The organism is Emergencia timonensis (assembly GCF_900086585.1).
In the GTDB taxonomy this organism is placed as follows: domain Bacteria; phylum Bacillota; class Clostridia; order Peptostreptococcales; family Anaerovoracaceae; genus Senimuribacter; species Senimuribacter timonensis.
The window spans coordinates 117,701-135,290 of the sequence record NZ_FLKM01000007.1; the positions used below are offsets into that span (position 1 = coordinate 117,701).

General features: G+C 45.3%; 15 protein-coding genes and 1 tRNA gene. 8 read left to right on the forward strand and 8 right to left on the reverse strand.

The window, feature by feature from the left end:
• Positions 1–7: 7 nt before the first annotated feature.
• From BN6539_RS00820 to BN6539_RS00835, 4 genes are all read left to right on the forward strand, one after another.
• Positions 8–706 (forward strand): ATP-binding protein, encoded by a 699-nt coding sequence (locus tag BN6539_RS00820; RefSeq protein ID WP_067532510.1) that lies wholly within the window; start codon positions 8–10, stop codon positions 704–706.
• Positions 707–1,095: 389 nt separating this feature from the next.
• Complete coding sequence (locus BN6539_RS00825) at positions 1,096–1,992, forward strand: PfkB family carbohydrate kinase (protein ID WP_067532513.1); 897 nt, start codon at positions 1,096–1,098, stop codon at positions 1,990–1,992.
• A gap of 227 nt (positions 1,993–2,219) precedes the next feature.
• Positions 2,220–3,827 carry an amidohydrolase gene (locus tag BN6539_RS00830; protein WP_067532516.1) on the forward strand — a complete coding sequence of 536 codons (1,608 nt, stop codon included), beginning with the start codon at positions 2,220–2,222 and terminating at the stop codon, positions 3,825–3,827.
• Between the two features lie 3 nt (positions 3,828–3,830).
• The gene (locus BN6539_RS00835) at positions 3,831–5,213 is read left to right on the forward strand and encodes a branched-chain amino acid transport system II carrier protein (RefSeq protein WP_067532519.1); all 1,383 of its coding nucleotides are present in this window, start codon (positions 3,831–3,833) and stop codon (positions 5,211–5,213) included.
• A gap of 286 nt (positions 5,214–5,499) precedes the next feature.
• Here the strand turns inward: BN6539_RS00835 and BN6539_RS00840 are convergent, their stop codons facing one another.
• Together BN6539_RS00840 and BN6539_RS00845 are read right to left on the reverse strand one after the other, a co-directional pair.
• Entirely contained in the window at positions 5,500–5,973 is a 474-nt protein-coding gene (locus BN6539_RS00840; RefSeq protein WP_067532522.1) for a hypothetical protein, read from the reverse strand.
• A gap of 323 nt (positions 5,974–6,296) precedes the next feature.
• The gene (locus tag BN6539_RS00845; protein ID WP_067532525.1) at positions 6,297–7,529 is read right to left on the reverse strand and encodes a dynamin family protein; all 1,233 of its coding nucleotides are present in this window, start codon (positions 7,527–7,529) and stop codon (positions 6,297–6,299) included.
• A gap of 590 nt (positions 7,530–8,119) precedes the next feature.
• On the opposite strand from BN6539_RS00845, the gene BN6539_RS00850 reads away from it, so the two are divergent.
• The 4 genes from BN6539_RS00850 to BN6539_RS00865 all read left to right on the forward strand — a co-directional run bounded on the left by BN6539_RS00850 (position 8,120) and on the right by BN6539_RS00865 (position 12,470).
• Positions 8,120–8,554, forward strand: coding sequence for an RrF2 family transcriptional regulator (locus BN6539_RS00850; protein ID WP_330385044.1), 435 nt, complete (start codon positions 8,120–8,122; stop codon positions 8,552–8,554).
• Between the two features lie 156 nt (positions 8,555–8,710).
• Positions 8,711–10,000: an O-acetylhomoserine aminocarboxypropyltransferase/cysteine synthase family protein gene (locus tag BN6539_RS00855; protein ID WP_067532528.1), complete on the forward strand. Its 1,290-nt coding sequence runs from the start codon at positions 8,711–8,713 to the stop codon at positions 9,998–10,000.
• A 128-nt stretch (positions 10,001–10,128) separates the two neighbouring features.
• Entirely contained in the window at positions 10,129–11,064 is a 936-nt protein-coding gene (gene cysK / locus BN6539_RS00860) for a cysteine synthase A (protein WP_067532531.1), read from the forward strand.
• 71 nt (positions 11,065–11,135) lie between these two features.
• Complete coding sequence (locus BN6539_RS00865; protein WP_067532535.1) at positions 11,136–12,470, forward strand: oligosaccharide flippase family protein; 1,335 nt, start codon at positions 11,136–11,138, stop codon at positions 12,468–12,470.
• 176 nt (positions 12,471–12,646) lie between these two features.
• Here BN6539_RS00865 and BN6539_RS00870 read toward each other — a convergent pair whose 3' ends face one another.
• From BN6539_RS00870 to BN6539_RS00895, 6 genes are all read right to left on the reverse strand, one after another.
• On the reverse strand, positions 12,647–13,198 hold the full coding sequence (locus BN6539_RS00870) for a 3'-5' exonuclease family protein (RefSeq protein ID WP_067532538.1): 552 nt from the start codon (positions 13,196–13,198) through the stop codon (positions 12,647–12,649).
• Between the two features lie 191 nt (positions 13,199–13,389).
• Positions 13,390–13,650, reverse strand: a complete 261-nt coding sequence (locus tag BN6539_RS00875) for a hypothetical protein (protein ID WP_067532541.1) — start codon at positions 13,648–13,650, stop codon at positions 13,390–13,392.
• 93 nt (positions 13,651–13,743) lie between these two features.
• A tRNA-Ala gene (locus BN6539_RS00880) sits at positions 13,744–13,816 on the reverse strand.
• A 170-nt stretch (positions 13,817–13,986) separates the two neighbouring features.
• Positions 13,987–14,511 carry a hypothetical protein gene (locus tag BN6539_RS00885; RefSeq protein WP_067532544.1) on the reverse strand — a complete coding sequence of 175 codons (525 nt, stop codon included), beginning with the start codon at positions 14,509–14,511 and terminating at the stop codon, positions 13,987–13,989.
• Between the two features lie 78 nt (positions 14,512–14,589).
• A complete protein-coding gene (locus BN6539_RS00890) occupies positions 14,590–15,858 on the reverse strand; it encodes a M18 family aminopeptidase (protein ID WP_067532547.1) in 1,269 nt (422 codons plus the stop codon).
• A 267-nt stretch (positions 15,859–16,125) separates the two neighbouring features.
• Positions 16,126–17,535 (reverse strand): diguanylate cyclase, encoded by a 1,410-nt coding sequence (locus tag BN6539_RS00895; protein ID WP_187375438.1) that lies wholly within the window; start codon positions 17,533–17,535, stop codon positions 16,126–16,128.
• Positions 17,536–17,590: the final 55 nt, after the last annotated feature.

Below are 17,590 nucleotides of genomic sequence, written 5' to 3' on the forward strand. Positions count from 1 at the left end.
GCAAAAAATGATTAGAAGAATTATACACATAGACGAAAAAAAATGCAACGGCTGCGGTGCATGTGCAGCGGCCTGTCACGAAGGCGCCATCGGCATGGTGAACGGTAAAGCAACGCTGCTGCGGGACGATTACTGCGACGGCCTGGGCGATTGCCTGCCAACCTGTCCAACTGACGCCATCACCTTCGTAGAGAGAGAAGCAGCCGCTTATGACGAAGCGGCCGTGAAGGCAAATATGGCAGCAAAAGCGCTGACACAAGAACTGCCTTGCGGCTGTCCCGGATCAGCGGCAAAGGCTCTGCATCCACAAGCTGTATCAGAGTCCAAGCAGGAAATGCCGTCACAGTTAGGAAACTGGCCGGTTCAAATCAAGCTGGCACCGCCGAGAGCCGGATATTTTGACGGCGCAGATCTTCTCATAGCCGCTGACTGTACAGCTTATGCCTACGCCGCTTTCCATCAGGATTTCATCGCAGGCCGCGTCACTTTGATCGGATGTCCAAAGCTGGATAGTGTGGATTATGCCGATAAGCTGACTGAACTCTTTCGTGAAAACGACATCTGCTCTGTTACCGTAACTCGCATGGAGGTTCCTTGCTGCGGCGGCTTGGAAATGGCAGTAAAGCGCGCGGCAGAAGCGTGCGGCAAAAACCTTGACCTTCGGGTAGTGACTATTTCGACAGATGGTGGTATAATGATTCCATGATCTTAGCGACTTTGTCGTAAGGTAGGAATCATTGAATCATGACGTTCGATTGGGTTTCCAAAGGTATCGTCATGGTATAATAATTCCATGATCTTACCGGCTTTGTCGTAAGGTTGGAATCATTGAATCATGACGTTCGATTGGGTTTTCAAAGGTATCGTCATGGTATAATAATTCCATGATCTTACCGGCTTTGTCGTAAGGTTGGAATCATTGAATCATGACGTTCGATTGGGTTTTCAAAGGTATCGTCATGGTATAATAATTCCATAATCTTACCGACTTTGTCATAAGGTAGGAATCATTGAATCATGTGCCGCAATTCCATTTTCGGAGGTATGCACATGGTATATTTAGATAGTCACTTTAAGAAAAGGTCGTAATTATCAATGAAGAAAATTTTGCTCATCGGTTCTACCGTAGCCGACATCATCATCAATCTGGATCATCTGCCCACCACGTCTGCAGACGTTAACATCGTTTCACAGGAGATGTCTCTAGGCGGCTGCGCATACAACGTTTCCAACATGATTCATCTCTTCGAGGTTCCTTACAGACTGTTTTCACCTGTCGGTACAGGACTCTACGGAGATTTTGTCAGAAATCAACTGGCAGCCAAGGGGTTAGCGTCCCCCATGCCGACGCCTGATCAGGCCAACGGCTGCTGCTACTGCTTTGTCGAAGAAGGCGGCGAAAGAACCTTTGTCTGTGATCACGGCGCCGAATATCTCTTTTATAAAGAATGGTTTGATACGCTTAAGATGGAAAAAGTCAGCAGCATTTATATCTGCGGATTGGAAATTGAGGATAAAACCGGTGGCACCATTGTGGACTTTCTCGAGGCAAACAGCAGCATTCCGCTATTCTTTGCACCAGGACCGCGTATCTGCTTCATCGAACGGACTTTGGTAGATAGAATCTTTGCTCTGCACCCTATTGTACATCTCAATGAGGACGAGCTCTGCGGATTTACTGGAGCAGCTACACTGGAAGAAGGAGCCAAGGCGCTGTATGCTCTGACGGAAAATATGGTCATCGTGACTCACGGTGCCGAAGGCGCTTATTACTACGATGGAGACGAGTTTATTCACGTGCCGCCAGTCAAAGCAGAGAAGGTGGTCGATACCATTGGCGCAGGGGATTCCCATATTGGCACTGTCATGGCCTGTCTGGCAAAGGGCCGCACACCATATGAGGCCATCAAAACAGCCAACGCCGTCTCTTCCCTAGTAGTAGGCAAGAAAGGCGCAACACTCAGCAAAGATGAATTGACAATTACAATATAGAGCAGCAATGTACCTGCATAACTGGACTGATCCCGTCTGGTCATGCGGGTATTTTTATGCACTTATATTTATAAAAATTTTTGATGAAATGGTATTTTTTTGATATAATTAAAAAATTTTCATACTTTATAACATGAGCAATGACTGCATGAGTACCATTTCCAATATTCTGAAAATGGCACAACTCTTGCAATACTTTCGTGTGTGAAAGGAGCGTGAAAAATAACATGAGCGCAAACAAAAAGACGGTCTATGTAAATGCTAAAATATTTACATCCGACGATCACAATTTATACGCCGACGCGATGGCAGTGGAAAACGGTATTATTACATGGGTGGGCAAAGAAACCGAAATGCCCGCTGATTATTCTGAAAAAATTGATTTAGAGGGTAAACGCGTCTTACCTGGTTTCGTTGATGCACATATGCACCCGATTATGCTTGCTGATTACAGTAAGAAAATTTCGGCTCTGCCTCCTAATGTAAACTCTCTCGCTGATCTGGCAGCCAGAATCCGTGAAGTCAGAGAGCAGCAGGCAGCTGACCAATGGATTGAAGGCTGGGGCTACGATGAAGGCAAGCTGGCAGAGAAACGTTCGCCAAACAGGTATGATCTGGACGAAGGCTGCAGCGACGCACCGGTTTCTATCATTCGTACCTGCGGACACATCAGATGTGTCAACAGCAAAGCCTTAGAACTAGCCGGCATCACCAAAGACACCCCTGACCCTCAGGGCGGTAAAATCGACCGCGATGAAAATGGGGAACCGACTGGCGTGCTGCGTGAAAACGCCAGAAACCTGGTAACGCCTTATATGCCTGATCTGACCTTTGATCAGACCATCGATCAGCTGCTGGATCTGGGCAACCTGTTGTCCTCTCAAGGTGTCACATCTATCAGTGACATGGGACTTTTAGATAGTAATGACCCTTATGTTTACTATACGAAAGCCGTTGAAAAGGGCTTTAAGCAGAAGGTGAGCATCTACTATATGTGGGACAATTTTATGGGTGACGACAGCTTTAAGATTACAAAAGAACAGTTTAATAAGGATCAGCAGATTCATTCTGCCGGCCTGAAAATCATCGGTGACGGCAGCGTTTCCGGCAGAACAGCCTGGATGAACGAACCGTATCTGGGAACGACTGATGATTACGGCATCTCCGTCTGTTCCGATGAAGTCATGGAAACAGCCATTGCTTTCTGCAAAGAAAACCGCTGTCAGCTTTCCATGCATGCCATGGGCGGCCAGACCATCGATAGAATTGTAGATAGAGCTTACATAGAAGAAAAATGGACTGACGACGATACGCCGTATCTGCGTTTAGAACATGTAACGGAACCGTCCGATCAGGCGATTGCAAAAACAGTAGAAAAGGGCTTCGGATTTGCCACGCAGCCGATCTTCCTCTACTGTGAAATAGAAAGTTATCTTACAAATCTGGGACCAGAGAGAACAAAGACGACCTATCCAGTCAAGAAAATGTTGGATGCGGGTGTTCTGCTCTGCTTCTCCACAGACGCGCCTGCTACCTCTTGGGCAGTGCCGTCCGATCCGTTCCCATGCATCAAAGCTGCCGTAACCAGAAAGGCTTACGACGGCACAGACTGCGGTCAGGATCAGAAAGTCGATATCGAAACCGCCATCAAGCTCTATACAAAGAGCGGAGCAAAGGTTTCCGGACTCCAAGGCGTCGGTGAATTAAAACCTGGATATCATGCAGATTTTATCGTATTGAGTGACGATATACTGGCTGTGTCTCCTGAAGAAATTGATAAAGTAAACGTAGAGAAAACTTATATCTCTGGCGAAATGATCTATGAAAGGAACTAACATATGAATACAAAGAAAAATGTTTTTAAAGATAGTTTAGTAATAGGGTTCGCCATGTTTGCCGTTTTCTTCGGCGCAGGCAACTTGGTATTCCCTCCTCAAATCGGATTGGTATCTGGCTCATCAGTCTTTCCAGCCATCATCGGTCTGACCTTATCTGGTATTTTATTCCCAATGCTGGCGGTAGCCGCCGTCGGCAACGTGGGGACAAATCTGGAAGATATCTGCCGTCACGCTCATGCAAAGCTGCACCTGGCTTTCATGGCTGTGGCAATCCTGGGCGTGGTCTTCGGAACGATTCCAAGATGCGGCGGCGTCGCTTACGAAATCGGGCTCTGCGGCATCTTCCCTTCGATTCAGTCCACAGCCGTAAAATGGGCATTTCTGCTGGTCTTCTTTGGCATCTCTTTCTTGCTCGCCAGCAGTAAGTCCAGCGTCATGGACAATATCGGGAAATTCATTACGCCGATTCTCTTGATCTGCCTGTTGATCATTGTCGTACTGACCATCGTCAATCCGATTGGCAGTCCGAAAGGCGGCGTAGTCGAAAATTCCTTCAGCAATGCCTTCCTGACTGCCATCAATACCGGCGACGTGGGAACGGGCATCCTCTGCGGCGGAATCTTCATCGCAACGCTCAATTCAAAAGGCTACAAGCCTGGTAAAGAGCAGAAAAAGATTCTGTTCAACGTCATCGTGGTAGCTTTCATCATCCTGTTTATCGTATACGCAGGACTCTGCTACCTGGGTTCCACAGGAACAGATCTCTTCGCTCCTGACACAGACAACACCGTACTGCTAGTAGGTCTGATCAGAAAACTGGCAGGCTACACCGGTATCGTCGTACTGTCTCTGGCCATCATCTTTGCCTGCTTCACCACTGCAGCCGGCATGATTGCCACTGCTGCAGACTGGGTGGTTATGCTGTCAAAAGAGAAGGTTCCATATAAACTGGCTGCTCTGCTTTTAGCTGTGGCTATTATGTTGGTAGCATCTACAGGCGTAAGCTTCGTCATCAAGCTGTCCGGCCCGCTATTTATGCTGCTGTTCCCGATGTGTATCGCCTTGACCGTTCTGGGTGTCTTCAAGAAGTTCATCCCTAACGATGGCGCATGGAAGGGCGCGGTCCTGATGGCTATCATCGTCGGCTTTTACCAGGCTTACAGCGTGGCCATCGCCAATGGATTAATTCCAGCCGGCCCTGCTTTCATCGACAATATCTTCAACGCCATTCCGCTATCTCAGTACGGCCTGACTTGGCTGGTGCCTTGTTTGGTCGGCGGCGTCGTCGGCGCCATCATCTGGAAGGCTCTTGGCAAAGAGAGCATCGTAGATGAAATCGACAAGATTATTGCGGAAGAAAATGCAGAAAGCGTTAGTGCGTAAACTGCTTAGGCCGCGCACTGCGAGATTGCTAGCTAGCGCGCTGCGAGGTCTTGAAGAGACAACATGAGGTTACGTTCTGCGAGGCTTCGAGGAAGACAGCTTGAGGTTACGCTCCGCGAGGCTGGGTTAAGCTAACTTAGTAATCTAATAAACTCCTAGAAATTATAATAACGAATCAAAGGAGGAAGGGCCGGTGGAGAATTTCCACCGGCCCTTCCTCCAGTTTTATCTTATTTACATAACAGATATCTACTCAGCTTATGTATCTGATGCGATGGGCCTCCATTTAAGGAAAGACAAACCCCTGCACAGCCCTCGTCAAATCCAATTCCGTTCCTCTCCAATTCGCTGTGTATTTCTCATCATAGTGAATCCACAGAATTTTGTTGAAAGAATACTTAAAAGTGCCGATCACTTTGCCATCCTCATAAGCATGCAGCTTGTTTCCCTCTTTTTCTGCCCTGAATATCTTGTTTTCATCAAAGCTGTAAACCCAACATCCCTTTGAAATATCAACATCGCTTTCCTTTGCGCATTTCACCAGCGACTCATGTTTGGTATCAACATCAATAGAGAGCAAAAAATCCGTTGGATAAATAGGATCCGCTGGCTGCTTATTTTCTATCGTGAAAGATCCATATAGCGGGTCATCTGACAAATACGTTTCTTTTTGAGACACATGATAAATAATCAAAAGCACAGCGATTACCATTATCACTACCGAAAGCATAATTAATATTTTTTTGTTTTTTTTACTCATCGCAGTTACCACCTCTATGTCCCGCCTTAGCTGGCAGGCCTCTCACTATATAGAACAAACCTGAAAAGTGTTTTGTGACATCCATTAAAAATTTCTCGAATTTTTTCGCCATTCTCTGTCCATCGTTTTAATCCGTATTAAAGTCAGCGAGTAACAATATAACCATTATATCAGTTCTCTATATTTTCAGTATACTTTTACCACAGTCCCTCGTCAACGAATGCTCTGAAATTTAAGAATTCTTAAGAATTGATGCAAGCAAAAAGTGCCCGCCAGCAAACGTCCTGCATTTAACGTTCTGCTGGTTGACACTTCGTATTCTCTTATAATTCGTTCCTGATTTTTCTCAACTGCCTAGTCAGCTTATTGATATTATTGATTCTTCTAACCACGGTATAAGCGTTCTCTTCTCTATAAAGAAGAATCCGGTTTAGGGTACCAATCAAATCCTCGCAAAGCATCTCCACTTGTCTTAAAAACTCGCCTTTATCCATGGTAACCAATCCCGCTGGCAACTGGGTTATATCATAATGGTATTCCATGCCAAATAAGGTCAGCACTTTTTCCGACAGTTGTAGCTTCATCTCGTTCAAGTGAATTTCAAAACCCGCCTCATAGCCAGCGGCCTTCTCTTTGATTGAGTCGACGGTCTTTGATATGGTCTCAAAACGCTGATCCAGTTCCTTATACTCCATATTCATAGCTTTCCAGTAAAAATCTAACTGTGTCAAAGCGCTGGTGATTGCGTCTTTCAATTTTTTCTCTGTGGATTCCTCCAAAATCTCTCTGGCAGATTTCTTGCAGTCTTTGATAATGAATTTCTTCAATTCCTCCACACCTCTGCCGCTCTTTGCGCTGACTGGAAACATAGTAATTTCTTCTACTTCCATCATCTCGCACAACAACTTTTTGCAGTAGTCCACGTATGCAGTCAAGTCGTTGTCGTCCACAATATCGGTCTTGTTAATAGCGAAATAAAATTTTCCGGCAAATTCTTTGGTGTTATGTAAAAAGTCGATTTCAATCTGATTAATTGGGCTGTCTACGGATAAAAGAAAAATTACGGCATCACTTTCTTTCATGTAGTGATAGGCCGTCTCAGTATTATTTTTATGAAAAGAGCCGACTCCTGGTGTGTCCACAAAAGTCAACCCGTTCTTTAGAAACTTTGATGGAGTATGTAAAATAACGGACTCCACGCCTAGCTTGTTGTTGCTATTCTCCTGCTCACTGATGAACTCTGACAGGCGCGAAAATTCCACAGGCTCCACCACTCCATTTTGGTAATGGACCTCTGCTGCCCGTTTGCCGTAGACGACTTTTGTTACCGCCGAAGTAACAGGCACAATTCCCACTGGCAAAACATCATCTTCCAAAATCGCATTAGCCAGAGTGCTTTTTCCCCGCTTAAACTGTCCTATCATCGACACGGTAACATCCTGATTTTCTAATTTATCAATCAGCATTTTCACGTGCTGTGCCTGTCCGCTGCAGGCCTCATCACCTGAAAGAAGCTGGTATGTTTTCCTTGCTTGCTCTAATATATTGTTGTTCATTTAATTCCTCTCCTAATCTGGAAATTCTTATATGTACCATTCAATGGTTCCTGCCATCTCACTACTTTCATTAATTGCGGAATTATTATAACACAAGAAAATTCTATGGGCAAATTTTTATTGCTGATACAGCCTATTCACGATTCGTCTCTAACCGTCTGCAGCTAGCTTTCGCACATAATATGTGCAGAGCATTTTCAAGAGACAAGTGAACTGCGGGCTGTCGGGTTGCAACTTTACAAGAAAGCTGTCGACGCCTGTATGTAATCAGTTCCCTAGCCCCCATTGTTTTCCTACTAAACTAGTAGTATAATGGTTCTACCATCTAACGGCGTTCTATCGGCGTTGCCGCACGGAAAGAACCATTGAATCATGTGCCACGATTGTATTTTCAAAGGAATGCACATGGTATAATGGTTCTACCATCTAACGGCGTTCTATCGGCGTTGCCGCATGGAAAGAACCATTGAATCATGTGCCACGATTGTATTTTCAAAGGAATGCACATGGTATAATGGTTCTACCATCTAACGGCGTTCTAACGGCGTTGCCGCATGGGAGCGTTCATTGAATCATGAGAGGTGATAAATATGATGAAAATATCAACAAAAGGCCGATATGCTCTTCGAGTTATGATTGACCTTGCTGAAAATAATACGGGAAATTATATCCCCTTGAAGGACATTGCCGCACGGCAGGATATCTCCGAGAAATATTTGGAGAGTATTATCTCCGCATTGACAAAGGCGCACTTTTTAGAAGGCCTCCGCGGCAAAGGCGGCGGCTACAAGCTGACACGGGAGCCTGCTCAATACACTGTGGGCAGCATCCTTAAATTGACGGAAGGCAGTCTGGCGCCTGTCGCCTGTCTTGACGACAATCCCAACAAATGCCCCCGCATATCCTCTTGCAAAACTCTTTCCATGTGGGAAAACTTCTACAAAATGATAGAAGATTACTTTGAAGGAATTACATTGGAGGATTTGCTTCATTCACAGACCCCTGGCAATGATTATGTCATATGATACCCCTTGCGTCCTTCATCAGCGTGGTCATTATCGGTCTGTCTTCTGCTCTTTTCACAAACAGTTTTATCAAATTCTATTTTCCTATTGACATGATAGGTTTTTAGAAGTATAATTCCTATTAATCTAGTAGGAATATAGGAAAGGATGACGAACATGACAAAGAACACATATCAATTTGAAACATTACAACTTCACGCAGGGCAGGAGAATCCTGATCCAGCTACTGATGCAAGGGCGGTTCCAATCTATGCGACGACTTCTTATGTATTTAAGGATTCCGTCCAGGCGGCTGGCAGATTCAACCTGACAGAAAGCGGCAACATCTATTCCAGGCTCATGAACCCGACGTCTGATGTATTTGAGCAAAGGATTGCGGCTCTCGAAGGCGGCAGCGCAGCTTTGGCCGTCAGCTCAGGCGCGGCAGCTATCACCTACGCAATACAAAACATTACCAGAACCGGCGACCACATCGTATCCTCCGGCAGCCTGTACGGAGGGACTTACAATCTCTTCGCCAACACTCTGGCCGACTGCGGTCTCACAACTACCTTCGTAGATGGCAGCAACCCCGATAACTTTGCCCATGCCATCAGGGAAAACAGCAAAGCCATTTATCTGGAATCACTGGGCAATCCCAACTCCGATATTATAGATTTGGAAGCAGTGTCGAGAATCGCTCATCAAAACGGAATTCCGGTCATCGTAGATAATACCTTTGCTACGCCGTATTTATTTCGTCCATTAGAGCACGGAGCTGATATCGTCGTCCACTCAGCGACCAAATTTATCGGCGGTCATGGAACGGTTATGGGCGGTGTCATCGTAGACGGCGGAACTTTTGACTGGTCCGCAAATGATAAGTTTCCCGGACTCAGTCAGGCAAACCCGTCTTACCACGGCATCAAATTTACCGATGCTTGCGGCAGTCTGGCCTATGTCATGAAAATCCGCACTACTTTGCTCAGAGATACGGGCGCTTGTTTGTCGCCGTTCAATTCTTTCCTGCTGCTGCAGGGACTGGAGACGTTGTCCCTCCGCGTGGAACGTCACGTCAGCAATGCCCTGCAGGTGGTGGATTTTCTGTCAAAACACCCGCTGGTAGAAAAGGTGCACCACCCTTCCCTGGCTGCAGGCAGGGAAAAACAGTTGTATGACGCCTACTACCCAAATGGCGGCGGCTCTATCTTTACCTTTGAATTAAAGGGAGACGAAGAGAAGGCGAAAAAGTTTACAGAATCCCTAAAGCTGTTTTCTCTTCTCGCCAACGTAGCAGACATGAAGTCCCTGGTCATTCATCCTGCGTCCACCACCCATTCCCAGCTTTCCCGCGAAGAACTGCTGGCAGCAGGCATCAAGCCGACCACGATCCGGCTCTCTGTCGGTACGGAACACATCGACGATATTATCTGCGACCTAACACAAGGCTTTGATGCGGTAAAGTGAATGCATCGCGGAACCAAATATCGCTAATCGCTGGAGATGGACGGTGCTTTATAAGATATATCTATTGAAATATACAGGAATATGTCTTGCAGACGATATTTCCGATGTTATAAAAGGAGATTATAATCATGAAAAGAATTTATCAATCAGCAGATCAGCTGGCAGGCGGTACACCGCTGCTGCAGCTGTCCAATATAGAAAAGGAGCTTCATCTAAAAGCCTCCGTCATAGCGAAGCTGGAAATGCTCAATCCAGCCGGCTCCGTCAAAGACAGGATTGCCAAAGCCATGATTGAGGATGCTGAGAGCAAAGGTTTCCTAAAACCCGGCGCTACGATTATAGAGCCGACCAGCGGCAACACTGGAATCGGCCTTTCTGCCATGGCCGCAGCCAAGGGCTACAAGGCAGTCATCGTCATGCCGGAAACCATGTCAGCCGAGAGGCGGGCTTTGATGAAAGCCTATGGCGCAGAACTGGTATTAACGGATGGTTCTAAAGGAATGAAAGGCGCCATCGCCAAGGCGGAAGAACTGGCCGCAGAGATACCTGGAGCCTTCATCCCCGGCCAGTTCGACAACGCTGCAAATCCAAAGGTGCACAGAGAGACGACCGGACCTGAAATCTGGCAGGATACCGATGGAGAAGTCGATATCTTTGTCGCTGGAATCGGAACCGGTGGCACCATTACGGGTGTCGGTGAATACCTCAAAGCCAAGAACCCGCAGATCAAAATCGTCGCCGTTGAGCCGGCAGCTTCTCCCCTGCTCTCAAAGGGCACAGCCGGTCCCCACAAGATCCAGGGCATCGGCGCAGGTTTTGTCCCATCTGTTCTCAATACAGATATCTACGATGAAATTTTTGTAGTCGAGAACGAAGACGCCTTTGCAACCGGCAGACTGCTAGGCCAGACAGAAGGTCTGTTGGCTGGGATATCTTCTGGCGCAGCTCTCTTTGCGGCATTACAGCTGGCCCAGCGGGCGGAAAACGAAGGGAAGAATATTGTGGTCTTGCTGCCTGACAGCGGGGACCGCTATCTCTCCACCCCACTCTTCTCTGACAAATAATTTGAAGATTAGAGAATAGACCAAGCTCTTTCCTAATACATATTAACATATTGAAAAAGCATGGTGTTTATATGTTCTTAGGAAAAGTAAAGCAAAATATCATCGTTCTGGCGGTATCTAATTTGATCATCGGCCTGATCGAGTTCATATTTAATATGTATCTGTCTCGAATTTTCGGTGCAGAAGGTTTGGGACTGCTCAGTCTGGTCTCACCGATCAACTGTCTGTTCCTCTCCTTCATGACCGAAGGGTTGGTGGTCACCATATCAAAAATATCGGCGAAACACCAGCATTTCCGAAACTATGCAGAGATGGATGTCAGCATCAAAATCTCCACGGCATTCAGTTTTTTGTGGTCCCTGTTCCTGGTGGGCGTCGTTTTTCTGACGGCAAAACCCATTGCGACCTGGTTTCTGGGAGATTCTTCACTGACCTATACAATCCTGGCAACTTGTCCGCTGATGATTCTCATGTCCATATCTAATATCGTCAAAGGACATTTTCTCGGTCTAGCCAAGATCAAAGTTCCCTCAGCCATCAATATCAGCGAAAAGATCCTCAGGTTTCCCATTCTGTACTGCCTGATCAAATTCTGTCTCAACAAAACGTCTTTTCCTCCTGTTACGCTGATTTATCTCTGCTACGCTATCGGCGAAATGCAGAGCGTATTGTTCCTGATGATTTACTATAAGAAAACAAAACCGAAAGTTCCCCCACTAAAGATGAAATTTGAATTAGTCGGCAGCACATTAAAACCTTTGATCAAAGGCGCCACCCCAATTTGCCTGACACAGTGCCTGATGGAATTCGTCAACGCTTTTTCCTCCGTTATCGTAAAATCGAGGCTTTGCTCCATCGGCTACACTGCCGCTGAAGCTTTGACTCTGATGGGCAAGTACAAAGGCATGGTTTTTCCTTTGATGAACTATCCGATGATTTTAGTAGCCTCCACTTGTTCCATCGTCGTGCCGAAGATATCTACCATGATGGCTACGGGAAAATCTTATCATGGAAACAGATTGATTCACAGAGCGCTGTTGACGGCTCTTGCTATCGGAATGCTCACAGGAATCATTTTCTGGTTTTTAGCTGATGAGATGGGTATGTTTTTCTATAAGAGAAATGACTTGACTTGGATGATCAGGCTGGCTGGCCTCTGTGCCCCTCTGCTGTACGTCACCGGCACGACCACAAGTCTTATGATCAGTATCGGTCAAGAAGCACAGTCCTTCCGCAATTCTTTGTTCCAACAGCTGCTGCTTTTGATCTGTCTCATTATTTTTACGGGTATTCCATCCCTTAATATATATGGCTACATAGTAGCAATTGCGATATCCAATATAGTACTCCTAATAAGAAATATGCATTCGCTTAATCTACACCGAAGCGCCCAAACTTCTTCGTAAAATCATCACACTGCGGCGTTATACTGATATTGTCAAAAGGAGATAGGTTACGCACAAACTTTTGAACGTTCTTTCTTAATTAAATACTAAATATCGCAGGCAGAATCCCCGTCCAAGTGGCGGGGATTTTGCTGTGCCCTACTGTTTTGCTGAGTATATGAATGACGGCTTGTCCGTCAAATTTGCACATACTTATTGAGTTTGTGTTGCAGTAACGTCATTATTTTCAATTCATCCAATGCGTCAGTGAGCGCATTATGCTGTTCACAGTATGTCACATCATCGCTAAGTAACCTCAAAATGGCTTCGACCCCATAGCCCCGCTTTAGTCGGCCTGTACCATAGCAATCAAAGTCTTTTGAAATTTTCGGATTATGCTGCCTGTACGCAGCTAACTTCATGATATCATACCAAGCAAAAGATGACAGCTCTGGCAGATGCCGATAGTCAAAGGTAGCATTGTAGGCGAAAATGTCAGTAACTCCATATTCTTCAAAGCAGCCTTTCAAATGGTATATAGCATTTTTCCGTGAACATTCAAAGTTCATTTTCTCATTTTTAAAAAACAAGGTGTGTGAGAACATCCCTCCAGCCTTATACTCAGGTGTTATGATGTAGTACCTTGAAGAAACAGGTTCAAATGAATTGGAATCTGCAATAACCACTCCTATTGACATTACTTCATCATGCCAGTTAGTTTCTGTGTCAATGACTGCAAAATATGCCATCTGCTTTCCTCCTTTGATGCGTAATACTTATTCAAAAAGTCTTAGGTAATCGTTCTGTTCTCTACATATTACCATGATAGTTGCAGGCTTGCAATTAGGAAGTTCCTGGTTCTGTTACGGATATACAAAAGGCACTGAAAGCGCATCAGGACAATTGTAGGACAAAAACTGGTGATGGAGTATCCATAAAATTAGATTTGTTTATAAATAATCAGTCGGTTCGCACCGCTCGCTGCGAATCCTTCCACTGGAAGCATTCGCTTACTCTCGCGCCCTTTCGGGTTCGAGTCCCCTCTCTTATTTACACAAACAAAATCGACAGACCCTATCGGTCTGTCGATTTTATTTAATGGAGCATAGGGGGCTTTGCAGATTGTTTCCAATCTGCCGTCCTTCACCTCCTCTTTCAGTCGGTTCGCACCGCTCGCTGCGAATCCTTCCACTGGAAGCATTCGCTTACTCTCGCGCCCTTTCGGGTTCGAGCCCCCTTTCTTATTTACACAAACAAAATCGACAGACCCTGTCGGTCTGTCGATTTTGTTTAATGGAGCATAGGGGGCTCGAACCCCTGACCCCCACACTGCCAGTGTGGTGCGCTCCCAGCTGCGCTAATGCCCCAGATCAAGTATTTTTACACTTACAAAGTTGATTATATGATATTCGTTTTTATAATGCAAGTCCTTTCTTAATTTTTTTAATAAATTTCTAAAATAAAAGCAGCTAAATACGAAGACAAGATGTCAAAAATGCCGGCACTGTATTCAGTACCGGCAATTCTAATCTTAGACTTAAATTAGTTTTACTGTGCTTGCTGTGCCAATCCTGTGCACGATCAGCTGCGACGTATTACCGCCAATGATAAACTGACCTGGCGTAAACGCCTGCACTGTCACCTGTAAATTATCGCCAACATTCAGCAGCACCACTGCTCTGCGGGATATCTCGTATAAATTATCAGGCGCCATGGTAATATGGGCGATGGAATTCAAAATCGGCGTTCCATTGACTGTTACAGCCGTGTCGTACTGGCCTGCAACTGAAGCAGACGCACCGCTGAAATCATAATAGACTTCGTAGTAGCCCGCTTCATACACTGTCAATGTTCCTGGTGTAATCCTATAGGGATCGAGTTCAATACTTCCTGGCTCAAAAGAAAAATTCCCTTGTGTCGGCGATTGCTGATCGAATAGAACCGGCACGATCTGACCAATTTCAGTTGTGACAACTGGATAGCCAGTAATCGTGTGCATACCGCTGAAAACCCCCATAATACCAGAATTGGTACTACAAACACATGGAGAAATAGGGTCCATGGCAAAACCTCCTGTTTGCTTTAAAAGCAATAACAGTATATGCTTTTACTGCAAGTCTCGTGCGTATTTCATCATATCCTATTCCCTAAAAAATTGTTCTGCCATAACAATCATGTCCTCTGTATCCTTGACACCTGCCGTTTCCCAGGCCGAATGCATGGCAAGCTGCGGCAAACCGATGTCTACACTTTTCATAGGAACCATCAAGTTCGAAAGGTTTCCCAAAGTAGAGCCGCCAGCAATATCAGATCGGTTGGTAAAGTTCTGTGTTTTAAGTCCCGCTTTTTTACAAATCTGTCGAAAGAATGCAGCAGAAGCGCCGTCCGTGCAGTATTTCTGCGCGGCATTAAACTTGATGACGATACCGCCGCCCACGACCGGCCTGTTGACCGGGTCCGCTTTCTCCTGATGGTTAGGATGCAGTCCATGGGCATTGTCTGCCGAGACCATGAATCCTTCTGATAAGTCGATGAGATAATCCTCGTAAGATCTGCCCATCGCTTCATTGATTCGCTGCAGCGTATCATAGAGGAAACTGGAGGCAGCTCCTTGCTTGGTTCCACTTCCCGTTTCTTCATTATCAAATACACAGAGGATGGAGATATGCTTTTTTTCCTTTGCTGCCGTAAATCCTTTTAATGAGGAAAAGGCGCATTGCAAGTCGTCAAGCTTAGGAGCTGCCAAAAACTCATTGCTGCCTCCAAGTACGCTTCCCCGCCCCCTTTGGTAGAGGAATAAATCGTGGCCTAGAATAACGTCTGTTTTTGTGTCTGCCGCCTCCGCCACTTCTTCCATGAACCTTCCTTTCGAGGCAATAGTTCCATAGATGGGCTGCAGATCTTTTTGCGGATTATACTTATATCCTGTGTTGACTTCCCGGTCCATGTGGATGGCCAGGTTCGGTATAATCAGAAGGTCTCTGTCAATATTGACCAACCGCTCCGTAAGTCCGCCGCGGCCATCATCACAGATGATCCGCCCCGCAACAGAAAGGGGTCTGTCATACCACGAGCTGTAAATCATGCCTCCATAATTCTCTACGTTCAATTTCACATACTTATCTTCCACTACAATCTCAGGATTTTCTTTTATTTTGAAACAAGGCGAGTCGCTGTGACTTGCCATAATGCGATAGCCACTTACTGGATTTTCCGGCAAATCCAGGGCGATGATAGATGAGTGATTTCTCATGACAAAATATTTACCGCCGGCATGAATCTTCCACTTTTGACTTTCGTCAAGCTGTTCATACCCTGCTTTCTTTAGATGTTTTTTTATTTCGTCCACCGCGTGAAAGCAGGATGGACTTTTGTATAAAAAATCGAGCATTTCTTCTATATGTTTCATATTGTCTCCTTTTCAATCACATCAAGATTATCATTCCTATCACGAAAATGCAAGTTCAATATCTAGTATTTTACACAAAAAAGCAACTTTGATTCCGCATATATTGTATGACTTTTTCCGTCTTTATAAATAAAAAATGATTTTTCCTATGATATAAAAAACTGGATAAAGTACGAACCTTTCGCTCTGTACCTTATCCAGCTAATTGTTTATCAGCAAACTGCCCTTGGACTGTGCAGTTCATCATTGCAGACAATAACACAAAAGTCAATTTCCTAAGTCATTATCATTTCTGTTTTCTTCACCTGCCATCCCCGAGTAAAAATAGTATTGCGCACGTCCTCTGATCTTCGCTTCATAAAGGGCTGCGTCGCTCTGTCTAATCAACTCATCAATATCTATAATCGAGCCGACTGCACTGGAAATCCCGATACTGGCCGACAGCGTCTGAAAACATTTTGAACCAGAGAAGGTCTGCCTCATTCTTTCGAGGAAATGTGCAGCTTGCTCTGCCAGCTCTGTTTCCGTAAAATCGCCCAGCTTTGTTATCAAAAACTCATCGCCGCCAATGCGGGCAATAAAGTCCTCTGGGAAACATTCTTTCAGCAGATTAGAGGTTATCACCAGCGCTTCATCTCCAGCTTTATGGCCATATGTATCGTTTATATATTTAAACTGATCCAAATCTGCGTATAGCAAGCTCAAATTTCGATTATTCTTACGTTCCCTTATATACTGATAAAAACTCCGTCGATTATTGAGGCCTGTGAGAAAATCGGAGTTAGAACTTCTGATAATCTTCTCTTCCAGTTCTCTTTCCTTTGTGATGTCACGGTAGATACACAGCCAGCCAGCCTCATTGTAAAAGACGTCGTGGATTGGCACCTCGTTGATTTCCAGGATGCGCAGACTGTCCTTTGATTCATCGTAATATACTTTTGCTTCCATATAACCGGCATCATTCATCACCTTGATATCCTTCAGGATGTTCTTACTCCAAACAGTGGATTTTTGTCCGATGATTTCGTTCTTCTTGATGCCAAAATACTCCTCAAATTTTTCATTACTGTTGATGATGGTTCCGTCTTCATTCCACACCAAAATAGCAAAAGGCATGCTCCGCAGAATCAGCTCCAATTCGTTGCTGATATTCTCCAGCGCGGTAATATCATGTCCGATTCCCACAGTTCCAAGCAAGTTACCCCGGTCATCAATGACAGGCGCTTTGTAGGTATTGAACTGGCGCATGCCGTGTTGGCTGCTCACTTTTTCAGTGGAAGAACATTTTTGCCGTTTACGCATGACAAATTCGTCTGTTTCTTTGCAGACAAATTCGCCCTTTTCGAATTCTTCTTTTGATATATCCCAGATAAAACAGTGGTCTCTGCCCGTGACGACTTCTTTCGGTTTTCCCACAGTCTGGCAAAAAACGTCGTTTACCTTTACGTGGCTGCCCGCTATATCTTTAAACCAGACCATATCCGGCATACATTCAATGAGCGTATCCAAGCAGATCTCATTGACTCTGCTGCGCCAGCGAGATTGTGCCATCTCTAAAAGTTTGCGGAATCGCAGCGAAAACAATCGGCTTCGATAGGGTTTCTCCCATACCTCGTCCGCAAACATCAAATCGTCCCCCACTGCCTCTACCTGGTCAGAATCAACACAAGCAACCAATATGCCGCCTACAGTCCTAAAATCCGAGAGTGGAGGTTTACAGGGGACATCCACA

Bases quoted from the DNA above. Each gene is read 5' to 3' on its own strand.
- BN6539_RS00865 (WP_067532535.1), top strand. From the start codon at position 11,136: ATGTTCTTAGGAAAAGTAAAGCAAAATATCATCGTTCTGGCGGTATCT.
- BN6539_RS00870 (WP_067532538.1), bottom strand. From the start codon at position 13,198: ATGGCATATTTTGCAGTCATTGACACAGAAACTAACTGGCATGATGAA.
- BN6539_RS00875 (WP_067532541.1), bottom strand. From the start codon at position 13,650: ATGCTTCCAGTGGAAGGATTCGCAGCGAGCGGTGCGAACCGACTGAAA.
- BN6539_RS00850 (WP_330385044.1), top strand. From the start codon at position 8,120: ATGATGAAAATATCAACAAAAGGCCGATATGCTCTTCGAGTTATGATT.
- BN6539_RS00820 (WP_067532510.1), top strand. From the start codon at position 8: ATGATTAGAAGAATTATACACATAGACGAAAAAAAATGCAACGGCTGC.
- BN6539_RS00890 (WP_067532547.1), bottom strand. From the start codon at position 15,858: ATGAAACATATAGAAGAAATGCTCGATTTTTTATACAAAAGTCCATCC.
- cysK (WP_067532531.1), top strand. From the start codon at position 10,129: ATGAAAAGAATTTATCAATCAGCAGATCAGCTGGCAGGCGGTACACCG.
- BN6539_RS00845 (WP_067532525.1), bottom strand. From the start codon at position 7,529: ATGAACAACAATATATTAGAGCAAGCAAGGAAAACATACCAGCTTCTT.
- BN6539_RS00835 (WP_067532519.1), top strand. From the start codon at position 3,831: ATGAATACAAAGAAAAATGTTTTTAAAGATAGTTTAGTAATAGGGTTC.
- BN6539_RS00825 (WP_067532513.1), top strand. From the start codon at position 1,096: ATGAAGAAAATTTTGCTCATCGGTTCTACCGTAGCCGACATCATCATC.
- BN6539_RS00830 (WP_067532516.1), top strand. From the start codon at position 2,220: ATGAGCGCAAACAAAAAGACGGTCTATGTAAATGCTAAAATATTTACA.
- BN6539_RS00855 (WP_067532528.1), top strand. From the start codon at position 8,711: ATGACAAAGAACACATATCAATTTGAAACATTACAACTTCACGCAGGG.
- BN6539_RS00885 (WP_067532544.1), bottom strand. From the start codon at position 14,511: ATGGACCCTATTTCTCCATGTGTTTGTAGTACCAATTCTGGTATTATG.
- BN6539_RS00840 (WP_067532522.1), bottom strand. From the start codon at position 5,973: ATGAGTAAAAAAAACAAAAAAATATTAATTATGCTTTCGGTAGTGATA.